The sequence below is a fragment of the Enterococcus hirae ATCC 9790 genome (assembly GCF_000271405.2).
Taxonomy (GTDB): Bacteria; Bacillota; Bacilli; order Lactobacillales; family Enterococcaceae; genus Enterococcus_B; species Enterococcus_B hirae.
On the sequence record NC_018081.1, the window covers coordinates 2443375 to 2459313 of the forward strand.

The 15939-nt window shown below is 36.1% G+C and carries 9 protein-coding genes and 1 tRNA gene; 4 read left to right on the forward strand and 6 right to left on the reverse strand.

The features are described from left to right. Nucleotides 1-52: 52 nt before the first annotated feature. From addA to EHR_RS11615, 3 genes are all read right to left on the reverse strand, one after another. Nucleotides 53-3769, reverse strand: a complete 3717-nt coding sequence (addA, locus tag EHR_RS11605; RefSeq protein ID WP_010737482.1) for a helicase-exonuclease AddAB subunit AddA — start codon at nucleotides 3767-3769, stop codon at nucleotides 53-55. Further along, entirely contained in the window at nucleotides 3766-7296 is a 3531-nt protein-coding gene (locus EHR_RS11610) for a PD-(D/E)XK nuclease family protein (protein ID WP_010737481.1), read from the reverse strand. The genes addA and EHR_RS11610 overlap by 4 nt, the downstream gene beginning before the upstream one ends. A gap of 276 nt (nucleotides 7297-7572) precedes the next feature. After that, nucleotides 7573-9039: a peptide MFS transporter gene (locus tag EHR_RS11615; RefSeq protein WP_010719307.1), complete on the reverse strand. Its 1467-nt coding sequence runs from the start codon at nucleotides 9037-9039 to the stop codon at nucleotides 7573-7575. 364 nt (nucleotides 9040-9403) lie between these two features. Here EHR_RS11615 and EHR_RS11620 point away from each other — a divergent pair, with 364 nt between their 5' ends. Beyond that, nucleotides 9404-10000 carry a nitroreductase family protein gene (locus EHR_RS11620; protein WP_010737480.1) on the forward strand — a complete coding sequence of 199 codons (597 nt, stop codon included), beginning with the start codon at nucleotides 9404-9406 and terminating at the stop codon, nucleotides 9998-10000. Between the two features lie 555 nt (nucleotides 10001-10555). Here the strand turns inward: EHR_RS11620 and EHR_RS11625 are convergent. From EHR_RS11625 to EHR_RS11640, 3 genes are all read right to left on the reverse strand, one after another. Beyond that, complete coding sequence (locus EHR_RS11625) at nucleotides 10556-13012, reverse strand: phosphatidylglycerol lysyltransferase domain-containing protein (protein WP_025480489.1); 2457 nt, start codon at nucleotides 13010-13012, stop codon at nucleotides 10556-10558. Nucleotides 13013-13407: 395 nt separating this feature from the next. Continuing rightward, entirely contained in the window at nucleotides 13408-13896 is a 489-nt protein-coding gene (locus tag EHR_RS11635) for a hypothetical protein (RefSeq protein ID WP_010719310.1), read from the reverse strand. A gap of 109 nt (nucleotides 13897-14005) precedes the next feature. Next, nucleotides 14006-14203, reverse strand: coding sequence for a hypothetical protein (locus EHR_RS11640; protein ID WP_010719311.1), 198 nt, complete (start codon nucleotides 14201-14203; stop codon nucleotides 14006-14008). A gap of 376 nt (nucleotides 14204-14579) precedes the next feature. Here EHR_RS11640 and EHR_RS11645 point away from each other — a divergent pair, with 376 nt between their 5' ends. The 3 genes from EHR_RS11645 to EHR_RS11655 all read left to right on the forward strand — a co-directional run bounded on the left by EHR_RS11645 (nucleotide 14580) and on the right by EHR_RS11655 (nucleotide 15874). Continuing rightward, nucleotides 14580-15278 (forward strand): C39 family peptidase, encoded by a 699-nt coding sequence (locus EHR_RS11645; RefSeq protein WP_014834700.1) that lies wholly within the window; start codon nucleotides 14580-14582, stop codon nucleotides 15276-15278. Between the two features lie 58 nt (nucleotides 15279-15336). Then, on the forward strand, nucleotides 15337-15756 hold the full coding sequence (locus EHR_RS11650; protein WP_010737477.1) for a hypothetical protein: 420 nt from the start codon (nucleotides 15337-15339) through the stop codon (nucleotides 15754-15756). A 45-nt stretch (nucleotides 15757-15801) separates the two neighbouring features. Then, nucleotides 15802-15874, forward strand: a tRNA-Gln gene (locus tag EHR_RS11655). The last annotated feature ends 65 nt before the right edge of the window (nucleotides 15875-15939 follow it).

Below are 15939 nucleotides of genomic sequence, written 5' to 3' on the forward strand. Positions count from 1 at the left end.
AAGAGTATAGCATATTACTTACAAAGTGTAAGTCCTAGTTGCTCAATTATTATTATTTATTAATATTTATTATTTTCTTTGCACTTAATAAGACAAGAAAGACATCTGTGACAGGCTTTTCTAAAGATTCTGTCAACGCCTGTTGATAGAGATTCAATTGCCCACGATATTTTTGAATGACTGCATCAATCGCTGTTTCATCGTCACGATCTAAAATGAAATCCGTCTTAAAGTCATATAATTGAATCGTCGTGGGTAACTCAATATAACCATCAACAATCCCATGGATTAGCAATTCATCTTCTTCATTTGGGTATTGTTCAAAGACCCGTTCTGCAGGTAACAGCATCGAAAACGGTTGTTCCCGTTTGACATGCGCTTTTTGCTTGATTAATTCTTTTCCAAGCTCGGTTTCAAAAAACCAAAGAATAGCAGAAAAATCAATTTTTTTGGCTACCTTTTGATCCACTAAACGCTTTTTAACTAATTCATCTAGTAATGCTTGGATCGACTCAGTAGTCGGCGTTTCTAATGGCAGCAATTGCAATAAATAGTGTGTTGCAGTTCCGATTGCCGCAGCTGAAACCTGTTGCGTTTTTTGTAAGAAACGTGGTTCAGCCAATGTATCTTGCGTATAACGGAATTGGCGGTTTAACCCTCTTGTTTCATTACTTTCCCAGACAAGTTTAGCATCAAGCGTATCATCTGGATCTTCAAACAAACGTTTAATTTCAGAAACCGATTGATAACTCGTGGTTTGTGTCGACTCTTTGAAAGGGTAACGATAATCGAGTCGTGCTTTCAAAGCAGGTGATAGTGGTGTTTGATCCACGTCATTATTTTCAGCAGCATCGTTTTCTTGCGCTATTAAACGTTGCCTTTTTTCAAGCAGAGATTGTTGATTCATCCAAGTAATGGCAAATTGGCTATCAGAGTTTTTTAATTCTGAAAGAATGGTTGCTTCGGCAAAATAGTTTTGCATCAATGGATGACGCATCAAACTAAGACCGATCCAGCTCATCAAGCTGCTATTCCCTTTTAATCGAGTCGTTGGCTCTAAGACTAATTTGGTTTGTTCAGAAGCTTCTGACCAATTCTTCAAGGTATCTTCTTTATTTTTATACGAGCCGATAATAAATAATTTTTGTTCCGCACGGGTCAAACCAACGTAGAGTTTACGCATCTCCTCTGACAATAACTTATTTTGTTTGGCTGATTTGATTGCTTGATAAGGCAAGGTATCATACAACACCCGAGTATCAGGGTCCATATAACGAATCCCCGCACCTAGTTTTTCTTCAAAAGCATATCGCTTTTTTAAATCTTGCAAATTGAATTGTTTGGTCATATCTAATAAAAAGACAATAGGAAATTCTAAGCCTTTACTTGCGTGAATTGTCATGACCCGAACAGCATTATCGCTGGAGGAAATCACCGGCTCCGCTAAATCTTTGTCTTTTTCCTGCATCTTTTCGATGAAGCGAACGAATTGATACAACCCTCTAAACGAACTTTGTTCATACGCTTTCGCACGATCAGCTAAGGCATAAAGGTTTGCTTGTCTTTGGGCACCGGCTGGTAAACCTGCTACATATTCTAAATAACCGGTTTGTAAATAGATCTCCCACAGCAAGTCAGTGATTGAAGACCGCCGAGCCAGTTCCCGCCACAATTCGAGTTGGTCATTGAAATGGCGCAATTTATCAGCCAATTCATTCTGATTTGCTGTTTGGTAAGCCAGCACCGCATCATAATAGGTATGCGTTCGATCAGCTAAACGGATCTGTGCCAGTTCTGGTTCAATCAGTCCTACGATCGGTGAACGTAAAACGGCTGCCAAGGGAATATCTTGATACGGATTATCAATCAATTGTAGCAAAGAAATCATCGTACGCAACTCTGTAGATTGAAAATAATTTTGGGCATCATTCATTTCTAAAGGAATATCCAATGTTTTAAAGATCTCTAATATCGTAAGATTATTCTTCTTTGTAGGTGTCAAAAGTACGATATCTTTATATTCGACTGGACGATTCTGTTTCATTTTTTTATCATAGATCAGGAATTTTTCATCAATCAGTTCGCGGATTTTTAAGCCCGTCATAAAGAGTTCACCTTCTGTTTTGTCCTCTAGATTCTCATCAATTGGAAGGTCGCTGTTTGGCTCTTCTTCTTTTTCGTAAATCAATAGTTCTGGTTCAAAGCGATCGACTTCGGGGAAATCAGGAAATCCTAATCGTAATTGTGCAGCATCATCATAAGCGATTTGTCCCACAACAGGGTCCATCAATTGTTGGAACACCAGATTGGTAAATGACAGGACTTCCTTTCGGGAACGAAAGTTTTCTGCCAAAATGATCCGTCTTCCACCCTCAGCTGTTGAAAATGCTTCATATTTTTCAATAAACAAACTAGGATCAGCTAGTCGAAAAGAATAAATCGACTGTTTGACATCCCCAACCATGAATAAATTACCGTTTGTCGGATCAGGCTGTCTAAGCCAATAAAGGATAGCTTCTTGCAACTGGTTGATATCTTGGTATTCATCGACCATTACTTCTTTGAATTGCTTACGATAAAGCTTTGATGCTTCACTTGGAAGCCATGACTCTTCTGTTTGAGTCGTCAAGATTCGCAAGGCAAGATGTTCTAAATCATTGAAATCTACTACTCCCTTTTCTCTTTTTCGTTGGCTAAAGCCATCCATGAAACGTTTGGTGACATTCGTCAACTCTTCCACTAGGACAGCAGCTTTTTTCGTCCGTTCGGTCAATTGTTCAGGAGAAATCGGAAAATAAGTTTTTCCAATTTTCTGAATGATTTTTTTCGCCTGATCTCTTAAATTTTTAACTTCGGCTGAACGTTCTTTCAGCTCTGCTTTGCGACTGCTTTTAAAAGTAGTAAAAGTCAATGTTTCTAAACCCGTATAGGCTTCCGGCAATTGATCTTGTAATAAGTGATCATAAATGCGTTGGACTTGTTCTTTTTCTCCTGCAACTTGTTCCAACATTTTTTCCAGACCTTCTTCTTGCGCTAATCCAACCATTTCTTCATAAAGTTGCACACTTTGTGCCATATCTGTAAGTAGAAGTGGTCGCAATTGTTCTTGGTACAATGGTGAATGAGCTAATCCATCATCTAAACGATAGTTATCCACTAATTGATCTAACCAACGTTTGGGATCAGGATTCGCTCGCGCAAATTCATAAAGAGAGAAAACCAGATTGGTCAATCCATCATCTGAACGATCATTTGAAAAATTCATTGTTAATTGGAAAAACTCTTCCCGATCTTCACTATAACAAGCCTCGTGTAATTCATCCCAAACATCTTCTTTCATTAAGATCGTTTCTGTCTCATCCGTTAACATTCGAAAAACTGGATCAATATCGATCAAGTAGTAGAATCGGCGGATAACCGTTAAACAAAAAGCATGTAAAGTAGAAATATTAGCACTCGGCAATAAAATCAGCTGTTTCGTGAAATGTTGTTGGCGTGCCGGATCGCTTTCACTATTGACTGCTTCTTGTAAAGCTTCTTGGATCCGTTCTTTCATTTCTTTCGCTGCCGCTTCTGTAAACGTCACGATCAAAAGTTCATCAATATTGAACCCCATTTTTAGTTTTTCGATTACTCGACGGACAAGCACTGTGGTTTTTCCAGAACCAGCGGAAGCTGATACCAGCAAGTTATCTCCCTGATCAAAAATGGCTTGCCATTGTTCGTCAGTGAATCGTTCGTTTTCTGGTCTCAAAGGAATTTTGGTCATTCTTCCTCACTCCTTTTTTCTATTCTTCGCAGGGCTTCTTCCTTGTTTAATTTTTCTAAACGGTGATAATTGTTTTCTTGCAACATCACATCGAACGTACAAACACTTCTAAAAGGACACATCTGGCAAGCAAGCCGCTCCTTGTCTTTGTAAGCTGGATTAAGTTTGATCTCCCCTGACGTGATTTTATCCCCTGCTAAACGCATATTCGCACGATTATGCGCCATAAAAAGTTGGAGTTCCTGTTCTGTATAGAATTTTTCTTTACTAAAACTTCCCTTTTGATAGACATCTTTCGCATTTTTCTTGATCGGATAAATCAAAGAGTTCTCTTTTGCTTCCAGTGAATGATCTAATACTTCCAATAACTCAGGTTCATCGACAAAGATGCCGTCATAACTGAATTTTTTCAATGTCTCTTTTTCAATTTCATTTGCTTCAGACAAAATCGGATTATGGACATGTAAATAATAGGAACCAGCCGGTCGAACCAATGCTTTTCCAGTCAATTTGACAGCATCCATCAACGCCACGTCTAGATAGGTCAACAGTTGCATAGCCATCCCGTAGTAAGCTTCAGTGACATCAAAGGAACGTCCACTTGATTTATAATCGACAACACTAAGCCAGGTATCCGCTTGTTCAACAGCAACATCCACACGATCAATCTTCCCACGAACATGTAGTTTCCCTCCATTATTCAGTGGTAATTCCAACCCTGGGATACCTTGAGCGCCCGCAATTTGGCCAAACAATATTTCTGTTTGAAGGGGCTTCATCCCTGTATTTTTACTTTGCTTTTGTAATGCCCAAGCTACTTTTTGGATCGTTTGTCCTAACTGATAACGAATATAGTTCATTCGAGCTGAACTATCTAAAATTTCAAAGCGTAACTCGCCAAAGACGTCTTGCAAGACTTTTTCAGTAAACTCTTTACGTTGTGTATCGGTCATTTCTACTAGCGATATCTGATTTGAAAATAGTAATTTAAAGAAACGATCTAGTGATTCATGATAAAAATCACCTGTAGCAGCCGGCGTTAAACCATAGACCATTCGTTCTTTCAGTTTCAAACCAAATTGGACAAAATATTTATATTCACAATTATAGAAATTTTCTAATCTGGAAATAGAGGTATAAATATCTTTACCATAGAGTTCCTCTGCCATCTTTTTAGGTAATGACACCGGGACATTCAGATGTTCTTGACTTTCAAAAATGCGCAATGCAAAATTTCGCCATTGTGATTGCAAGATCTGCTCTCTTAGTTGGCGCCAATACACCGGAACTTTTTTCTTCTCTTCCTTTGCTAAACGATAGATATGATTGATTGTATTGATCCCACTACGATACGTACCGATATAACAACTCGGATCGCTGTCTAAAACCAAATGCTCTTTTCTTTCAGCTGGGATCATCAAGTATTCCATGATTCGTTTCAAATAAGGAGAGATTTTCAACGTGTTTGTATCATAACTTTGAGCGTAACTGAGGTATAGACGCTGAGTGGCTGAAGCAAACACCAAGTAGGCTTGCAATGGTTCAAAAGACAAGTTCTCTTTTGCGGGATCAAATAAAAATTTCTCTTTCGCTAAACGAGCATTCAACGTTTCCCTTTCCTCACTAGAAAGCAAGCCTTTCGTTTCGTGCCGATCAGGAAATACTTGATCATTCAAGCCAATGGCAAACGTGACTTTCGCCTGGTTTGATCGTACCAGTTCCAAGCGGTTGATGCGTACTTGGTCGATTGCTGTAGGAATCTTCCCATAACTTAAATTTTCTAACCCGCTGGTAATGATTTCCTGAAACAAATGCCAGTCAAATTCAGATTCCCCATAAATGAGCGAATACTCGTCCAGTAAATCAATCAACGCCCCCCATGTTTGCTCATGGTTTCGGGCTGCTGCTAAATTGCCTCGTTCAATTTCTTGATTTCGCCAAAAAACTAATTGTTGTTGTACGCCACTGTTCACCAAAAAACGATAAAAGACCGTCGCGCCTTCTTGTCCATTTTTACATTTTTTTATCTTGTCAAAAAATGTTGGGACTTTCTCTTTGAAGAAGTGCCGAATATCATTCGAGCGTTTTTCTAATTCTTGAACATCTTCCAGTTGTTCTGCTTCAAAATCGTAAGACACGAACTGCCAATCTTTTTCTCTCGTCCAGTATGAACCTTGATAGTTATAAGCAAGTGCTACATTTTCTGTGACATCTAATTTTGCTCGGAACTGATTTCTTTGCTCACGCCAACTGGCTAAGTCTAGTGTATCATCCGCTTCACAAATGAATAATTCAGTTTTGAAAAAACGCATGATATCATTCAAACGATAGGCATATCGATCTAAAGCGAATAAACTATTGATCCATTCGATCAATGGATGATTCTCCATCAACTGCTCTTCATCAATATAAAAAGGAATTGCCATTTCTTTGAAAACAGGTTGTAGCAAGTTACCATAAAACGCCATATCTTTCGTTAACACTTGAATGTCACGATAGCGATAATTTTCCTCGCTGACCAAACGACGGATCTCCACAGCTAGTTGTCTGACTTCTTCGGTGGCGTTCTCTGCTTCCCAAATTCTCAACGCCTCTTGTTGCCCAACCTTCAGCGGCTGGCTTTTTTTGTTGCTAGAAGTTTCTTCCCACATTTTTTGCAAGTGCATGAGTGCAAGCGGTCTTTCATGTTCTGGGGCAAATTTTTCCACTAAAACCGGCACTCTTCGTTCTTTGGCACTGTTGATCAGTTGGAAATAGAGCTTTCCTGTTTCATGAAACAATGTCAACACTTCAGGCATATCCGTGATATAAGGACGATCAAGAAGCAAATCAATCACTAGCTGTCCCTTTTCCATCATGACCTGTAACAATTGATATTCTTGCGCATTGACTCGAGTGAAACCACTAACGATAAATTTCACCTTAGACATGTCTTGCGTTTGTAAATAATTTGCCAAAATGGTCAAAGCATCTTCAGATTGCAGCGCACGTTGGACCAATTCTTCTTCAAAAGCTGTAAAAATCAATTGAAGATCTTTCATTTTCAACTGTTGATTTTCAGCTTTTACCGTATCCGCTAGTTCTGAAAAGACAAGATCTTCAGGTGAAATATTTCCAATACGTAATTCATTGTGCAATTCTTGCAGCTGGCGAATAAACCCTTTTTTATTGATTTCTCCCCGAAAAATCGTTAAATTTTCTTCATTTTTTTCTAGGATCTGTCGCAAGATCATTGCCGAACCAGATTCTGAAAGTTCATTACCAGACAATAACGTTGTTTGCTGCAACAAATACCACGCTAAACGATAAAAACTAAAGACTTGGACATTCGTTGTACTAAATGACGTTTTGCCACTTCTTTGACGCAGCTCTGTCAAGATTTCTTGTTCTTGTTCAAATTTATTATAGTTAGGTACAAGGAAAAATACCTGGTGCATGCTATCTTTTGCTAACCATTCGACTGATTCATCAATCAACGCTGTACGGTGGTCTTTTCGGGCTGTCCCGAGAATAAATTGTAAAGACATTTTCCCTCTCCTTATTCCTTAGATTCATTCCTCATTCATTATACCAAAAACAACTGAACATTTGTTCTTTCTCCTATTTTTTTTAGAAATTAATTGTTTGCGCTTATAGAGATTATTTTACCAAATCCTCTCAAAAAAAGTTTAGGACTACTTCTTGCGATTCACATCCATCAATCGCTATCCTTTACTTATTTCTTATACTTATCCATATAAAAAAAGCACCAAAGCTAGTTATTTCCACTAACTTTGATACTTTCTTTTATAACTTCATTTGGTTTAATGAATGGAACCCATCAATTTTTTGATTGGTTCTTTGATCATAAATAATACAACTGCTCCAACGATTGCTACGACACCGACAATCCCGAAATAAGCAGATTCAGTACCTGGTGTATAGAAACGCGCGATTTGTGCATTGATCGCTTGTGAAGAAGCATCTGCCAAGAACCAGATAGCAATGGTTTGTGATTCAAAAGCTTTAGGTGCTAATTTTGTTGTCGCAGACAAGCCAACTGGTGATAAACATAATTCAGCGATTACGACAATGAAGAAGCTGCCAATCAACCACATTGGACTTACTTTACTATCTGTGCCATAAAGCATGCCTGGTAACATCATTAATAAGAAAGATAACCCAGCAAATAATAATCCTAGTGAAAATTTCACTACGGTTGATGGTTGTCGTTTTCCTAATCTCGTCCACAATGTAACGAATACTGGTGTCAAGACGAAGATGAAAATCGGATTCAATGATTGGTACCAACTAGCTGGAATATTCATACCGAACAATGTTGATTGTGTCCGTTCTTGTGCAAACAGAGCCAAGATGGAAGATCCTTGTTCTTGTAACGACCAGAAAATGATCGCTGCTAAAAATAATGGGATATACGCCCATACTTTTGGTTTTTCCTCTGCTGTAACATTTTTAGCTGTTAACATTTTAACAAAATAGTATAACGGTAAAAGAATACCTAAAACACTAATTGAATTGACAAAGAAATCAATGGTTAAATGTCCAGTGACTTGTGCGCCACCAAAGATTGCTACAATCACAACTAAAGCAATGACTAAGTTACGAATGAATTTTTTACGCTCTGCTGCTGTTAATGGATTAGGAGCAACTGTTCCTATACCATCCAACGTTTTACGTCCTTGGATCACGTATTGTAACAGTCCAAAGAACATTCCGATTGCAGCTAATGAGAAGCCAAGATGGTAGTTGTATTCCTGTCCGATCGTTCCTACGATGATCGGTGCTAGCATCGCACCTAAGTTGATCCCCATATAAAAAATAGAGAAGCCGGCATCTCGTCTTAAATCAGTTTTTGAATAAAGATGTCCAACCATTCCGGAAACATTTGGTTTCAAAAAGGCTGTCCCAAAGATAATCAAAGCCATTGAGACGAATAAAGTGGAAACACCAAATGGCAATGCTAAGACGATATGCCCAAGCATAATAAATATTCCACCGAAGAAAACAGTTCTTTTTGCACCTAGTACCCGGTCTGAAACCCAACCACCGATGATACTAGACATATAAATCAGTGAACCATAAATTGACATAATTGCTAATGCTGTTGCGGTAGGTAATCCAAGTCCACCGTTTGCTACAGTATCGTACATGTAGTAAAGCAACAGCGCACGCATACCATAATAACTAAATCGTTCCCACATCTCTGTGAAGAACAATGTTGACAACCCCTTCGGCTGACCGAAGAAGCCCTTGTCTTGTTGATTTTCCATAATCCATACCCCAATTCTTTAAATTTTCAGAAAATACTATAAATATTCACTGAAAAATTTAACTAAAAAACTTATTTAAGAAATATATACTTATTTTCTATAAAAACGAATAAAATTTAATGGGAAAATGATAATAAAAAATAAACAGATATTTAATAATTATATATTGCTATTTTAAAATGATCGAGTTTTACTTAGTTTAACAACAATGGAAACGTTAACTAAAATAACCTCTATTATTTTAATATTCATTAAAAAATTTACTTATTTTTTGTGAGCATATTATTTCACTTACTTTTTGTAAGGTGATATACTTCGTTTGTACTCATAAAATATGCAGATCGCAACTAAAGGAGATTTCACCATGACAACATTTACAAAAACTTTGCAAAACCGTCGTTCTATCTATGATTTAGGACATAACGTAACACTATCAAATGAAGAATTAACAGCTTTGATCAAAGAAGCAATCAAAGAAAGTCCAACTGCATTTAATGCACAATCAACACGAGCAGTCATTCTTTTTGGAGATGCTCACGAAAAATTATGGGAAATGACCGAAGAAGCTCTTCGCCCATTGACACCTGCTGAAGCTTTTCCAAATACGCAAAATAAATTAGCGGGCTTCAAAAAATGCTATGGAACAGTCTTGTTCTTTAAAGATACAGATATCATCAAAAATCTCCAAGAACAATTTACATTATATGCTGACAACTTCCCAGATTGGTCAGAACAATCAAATGGGATTGCTACAGCAAATACATGGGTAGCCTTAACAGAACAAGGTTTAGGAGCTAACTTGCAACATTACAATCCAGTAATTGACGAAGCTGTCGCTAAAGAATGGAACATCCCATCTAATTGGAAACTACGTTCTCAATTAGTGTTTGGCTCACCAGAAACACCAGCTGGAGAAAAAGAATATATGAACGACGAAGATCGTTTCCGTGTATTTAACTAAAACCTCTATGTAATAACCAACTTTTAGCCCAATACTTTAATGGTTGTGAATAGCGTGCTTTAACTTGAACAATAAGTGCACATTTTTAAAATAGCTTTTCAACTCCTTAAAAGTGTCTGCTTATGGTTTAATGTTCACTCTGTGATACCATTTCTGTCTATATTAAACTACTAAAGATAAAGAGCTCGGGGCGAAGGTCGCCCTGAGCTCTTTATCAATTTTCTTTTATCCTACCTTTAACCAGAAGGACTTGTTACATTAATTACATAAAAATCTTAAAATAGTCTATTCATGTGTTCTATTAGACTTGCCTATTAATAAATTCTATCAAATTTCACTAAAAAATTTAAAGATACCTTTAATGATCTTAAAAAATTAGATAATATGGAGACTGGGACAAAAGTTGTCTCAGTATCTTTTAGTATCTCTAAAACCAATAAAATGAGTTTTTGTGTTTCTTGTCAATTTTCGGAAATTCCTTCTTATTTCTTGATACTAAACACTTTTGTCTCAACCTCTTCCTGATGGCTTTGTTACGACTATCATCTTTTTCTATTATTTTGAATGAATTAATTTATAACAAGCATATAAGTTTTTCAACACCCAGGTTTTATTTTCGTAAACGAGATATTTTGCAGCCCACTGAGGCTTGTATTTTTCTTTGTATTTCCTTAACCCTTTGAATGAATACAAATACTGAGTATTATTATAGACGCTGTAAATAAACGTATTCTCTAAATTAATTGTGTTTTTATAAGTAGAAGAGAACGGAGCCATTCCTAAATTGAATTTTTGATAACCTTGTTCCTTAGCCCATAGGATGGAATATAAATAAAGAGCATCCATCATTGCCACTTCTTCACTGATAGACCAACGGATCAAGTCGACTGAAATGGTCTCATTAGTATAAGTTGGCATCATGGAAACAAAGCCAACAATTTTTTGTTCTTGATTTCTTATAATACCAACTGCTGCACAATTTAAATATTCCTTCTCAAATCGTCCGACAGAAAAAGTCATCTCATTTTTTGACCTTAACCATTGATCAGATACTTCTTTCAATTCTGACAACAGTTCACGATCATGGGATAACTGTGATGTTGGTGAAAATTCCGAAGAAATTGAGCCCACGCTTTCTGATGACTCTGAAACAATTGTCGGTTCGATGATTTCAAACGTATACCCTAGTTTTTCCATTTGGTTTAATGTTGCTCTAAACCCTCTCTTCTTCTTCCCTGATAGTGAAAACTCAGATAAATCAATGACTGCTTCTTCTCCTAACTTGAAAAATTCGCAATTTAGATCATTATAAAAACTAAGGTACTGTGTGGAAGCTTGATAAAAAACAATTCGTTTGCCTAATTGATTCGCTTTAGACACCAAAGTTTTCAAAAAAGGAAAAATGGCTTCTTGTTTACCAACTGGATCACCTAAAATAAAGAGATAATGGTTATTTTCTTGATAAATCACTGCAACATCTTCCCACCACGCAACTCGGTTTTCCTTTAAAAAACCTAAATGAGCTAAGTGATTTCCACCATTTTGTTCTAAGAAATTTCGATATTCAGCATCATCTAATAACTTTAAATCAAGCTTTAATGATTTCCTTTTTCTTCTTCGGTGTATAACTGACCAAAGCCCAGAAAGTAAAAGCAATAATAGTGTCGTTCCACTCAGAATAAAGAATGATTGTCTAGGCAATATCGGAAAAATTTCAGTTAGACTATCAAATACATAGAGACATGCTAAAGTCCAAATCAATTTTTCTAAAACACTTTGTTTGATGACTTCGACCTCTAACCATCTCCTATAAAATAGAGTATCTACAAATAATACCGTTGTTAATAAGAGGGCTGTCAAACTTTGGTCTTCCCAAAAAAGATAAAACTGACAAAGTGCTAATAACATCAGTTTGAAACGCAACATTTCCCAAGTATCGATCGCCCCTTTATAAATCCCTACAACATCTGTCAGTAATAAAATGCTCAGACATACGTAAATTGGCGCAATAAAAAAAGCCGACTTCATTCCCATATATGCATATTCAAAAAATAAAATGCATGAATCAAATAAAAATGTTAATGAACAAAATAGAAAAATGGCTGTGCTGAGCGTTCTTCCAATTTGCTTCATCTGTGCTTGCGTAATCGAAAATACTACTGTCGTAAATTCCTTCGTAAGAATCGAAAATTGATTATTGCTGATTTTTTGACTAATCAGCATTTGAACTTCACTCACACTGAACAATAAACCAAACAATAGTGGAATGAAGTAATACGCTAAACGATACAGAATCAGCGCCATCAATACTGCTTCTTTATCTATCTGCAGCTCGTGTGTAGCGCCTAAAAGGAAAATGACATCAAACGCACCAAAACCACCTGGTACCATACTAATAATTCCAGCAATCGTTGCTAAAATAAAAATACTTTCCATATCAACGAATTGAACCTGCAAGTTAAGAAAACGAAACGCGACGTACATCACAATACCAGAAGTGAGATAATCAATCGTTGATACGATCGTGAATTGTAAACCTAACCATCTCGCAGCTGGAAGTGGCGGTTTGATACTAATGTAGCCGATATATAGAGGCAACAAACAAGCACTGACAATTAAACCAATCTTGATCGTATCATTTCCCTCTAATAAATGACTTTCTGGAAAAACATTTAGCAGCACCATTGCAGATAATACGCCCACACCAGAAATAGATGAGATCAATAATAGCGAAATCGCTTTTTTTAGTTGGTTTACTCTGCTTTGGTCAATATAGTTTTTATAGAAATTATAACGTACGCTGGCACCAAAAATTCCACCAAATCCCAAAACTGCATTGAATGAATTGGCAATCCAGCTGATTTTTAATAGTTTTATTTTAGAAATTTTCATCGTCTTCAATTTTCGGATTAATGCAAAGTCGTAGAGACAAAGAATGAAAATGCCTAAAGCACCTACTAAAAACAAACTGAAAATTTTTAAGATAGATTCATTACTAATTGTTTGTAACACTTTGCTTAACCTAATGGTAGAAAGTTCACTATTTATTTTTAAAACAGAGATCGAAAAAATGAATAGTGAGAATATAATTTTGAAAAAATTGAGTTTCATCCTCTTCATTAAAATTAAAAGTCCTTTCATTATAATAGAGCTAATATATATCAAATTAGTGAAACAATTTTTTTAATGTTATTATAAAAGTGATCGCAACGATTCAAAAATAAATAAACAAACTCTTTCTCATACGAAGAATCATTTTGAAATGCTGTGTAATCTAGCGTCTGCAAGGCAAAGAAAAAAGAGACCGAGCTAATACTTGCCTCAGTCTCTTATTATATATGCGACTCCGAAATAGGTTCATCCCATATATCGCTCACTATCGTTCTTTGTTCTTATTCTAAAGTAACTTACTCTTGATCAGAATCAATCATAATATCAATTTCGGCATCATCATTTAAATGCTGTGCTAAAAAAGTGACCAACTCTTCCATTGATACAGAAAATTTCAGCATGGGTCCACGCCAACCATTACGAAAGAAATTCATTTTTATGATGGAAGATCCTTCCGGTTGATACAAAACGATTTTATTGATCTCAGAAAAAGGAACACCTTTTTTATCAAAGCTATTTAGAACAAGCCCATCTTCTGTTATACCACGACTATCTAGTAAAAAGCTGATGAAAATTAGCGCTGACAAGACCCCTTTAGCCAATTCATCTGCAGTTGGTTGACTAATCAGCGTAAACCAAAGAACTAAGATTGCCAGAAAAGGCACGACTAAGTAAACCCAGCGATTTCTAACCGTTCGATAGACGATTTCTCGACGTACCAACCATAAAAACAAACACATAACAAAGACAAATAAAAATAATAGTAAAGTAAATATACTAATCATCTAACTACACCTCTTTTCTCTTTCCAAATACTCGAAAAAGAAATAAAAATTACAAGCAAAAGGACATACAGTACCGATTTCGTTACTGTACGTCCAAAATCATTTCTTCTTATTCAAATGTTTCGTATTTTGCAACAACCATACTTGCTTTTTCTTCTAATAACTCTTGATCTTCCATTGCGCATTGAGCAACTTTGACTACGGCACAATTCGTCATTTTTGAAACAACTTCTCCGATAACTGCTTTTGTAAACCCAATCGGTTTACATGAATATTGCTCTCCTAAATTAATCATTTCTTCCGTCATCAAAATCCTCCTAAACTACCAAGCTCTTTTATAAGGTAACTGTTTTTTTCAAACAGTAATTGCTCTTTCAAATAAACATCATCTAAAAACATTTGTTATTTGACCTGCGATTTATTTCGACCTTACTGGCATTATAGCGTACTGTTTTCGTTTTCACAATTAAAAACTATCAATAAATCGAAACATTTTTTTCAATTTAAAAAAATTATTCGGCTATTGATCCTGTGATTTTTCAGGACTTTTGTCTTCTTATTTTAAATTTGGAAAACAACATGTCAAATTTTTTATTTTATTTTAAAAAAAAGCATTATAATATGTAAATATCAGAAAAAAGGGGAATTATTATGAAAAGATTCATTGGTAAAAAATATTATTCGTGGCAGTCCTATTATTCGTTATTTTTTCTGCCACCACTTATTTTCACCATTCACACAATGTTGGAAAGGATACTGAAAAAGTAAGTAGTTATGCTAAAAAACAAGTTTTACTTGATGTCCCCTTGGAAAGCCAATTCACCGAGCCAGCGTTAGGAAATGGCTGTGAAGTTACTTCACTGTCCATGCTGCTTTCTTATTATGGTTACGAGACTTCTAAAAATCAGTTAGCTCAACAATTGAATTACGTTCCTGTTTTTAATGCTGATGGTACACATGGCGATCCTAATGAAGGGTTTGTTGGGGACATCAGCGGTGGAGATTGGGCAATGGGCGTCTATGTCCCGCCTATCGCTTCGTTGGCACAGACAATCGTAAAAACAGATTATCATACTCTTCCAAAAACCGATGCAACAATCAATGACATTAAGAAAGCTTTACAACAAGGAAAGCCTGTGTGGGCCTCCGTTACTTTAGATTTCCAAGTGCCTACTGATACTGATTTCGTTACTTGGCAAACAAACAATGGGCAAGTAAAAGTGACACCATTAAACCATGCCTGTGTAGTTACTGGTTATGACAATGACAATATTTATGTAAATGATCCTTATGGAGAAAAAAATAGACCCGTAGCAATCAAAGATTTTGAGGCAATTTTCACCTCAATGGGTGGTCAAATGTTGACTTTAGAGAAAAGCTAGTATTTTTATAAAAAATACATTATACTCTAGCTAAATATGATGGAAAGGATTGAGGGAAATGGAAAAAATTCATAAAAAAATAGATCCTAATGAAATTCCGATTATTTTCGTTCGTGATGTAAATGGTCATACACCAACCAAAGTTTCCGTCAAGGAATGGACGGATCGCTATAGCCCAGTTTCACTCAATGAGTTACAGATCAAACTTTATCGTCAAGCATTAGCCTATTATTCTGAGAAAGATTATGCAAAAGCGATTGATTTATTGAAATTTTTAATCTCACAAACAAACTATACACATTTTGAATACATCGAACGTTTGGCAACGATCTATCGAATCATCGATGCTCCACTAAAAGAATTTCAGTTACTTTCTAATACATTATCAATTGCCAATTTGATCCCACTTCCATCTGGTTTAATCAAGAAGTTAGAAAGACGAATGATCACTGTCAAAAAAATGCTGGATAAAGAGTAATCTCTTGCATTTTCTTTGTGTCGTGCTATGATCAAATTGTTTGATTGGGATGTAGCCAAACTGGTAAGGCACTTGACTCTGAATCAAGCAATTGCAGGTTCGAACCCTACCATCCCAATAAAAAAAACAATCAGAAACTCAGTTTTCTGATTGGTTTTTTTATATTCTCTTTAAGTTTACATA

Coding starts and splice junctions, on each gene's coding strand:
- addA (WP_010737482.1), bottom strand. CDS start 3,769: ATGACCAAAATTCCTTTGAGACCAGAAAACGAACGATTCACTGACGAA.
- EHR_RS11610 (WP_010737481.1), bottom strand. CDS start 7,296: ATGTCTTTACAATTTATTCTCGGGACAGCCCGAAAAGACCACCGTACA.
- EHR_RS11615 (WP_010719307.1), bottom strand. CDS start 9,039: ATGGAAAATCAACAAGACAAGGGCTTCTTCGGTCAGCCGAAGGGGTTG.
- EHR_RS11620 (WP_010737480.1), top strand. CDS start 9,404: ATGACAACATTTACAAAAACTTTGCAAAACCGTCGTTCTATCTATGAT.
- EHR_RS11635 (WP_010719310.1), bottom strand. CDS start 13,896: ATGATTAGTATATTTACTTTACTATTATTTTTATTTGTCTTTGTTATG.
- EHR_RS11640 (WP_010719311.1), bottom strand. CDS start 14,203: ATGACGGAAGAAATGATTAATTTAGGAGAGCAATATTCATGTAAACCG.
- EHR_RS11650 (WP_010737477.1), top strand. CDS start 15,337: ATGGAAAAAATTCATAAAAAAATAGATCCTAATGAAATTCCGATTATT.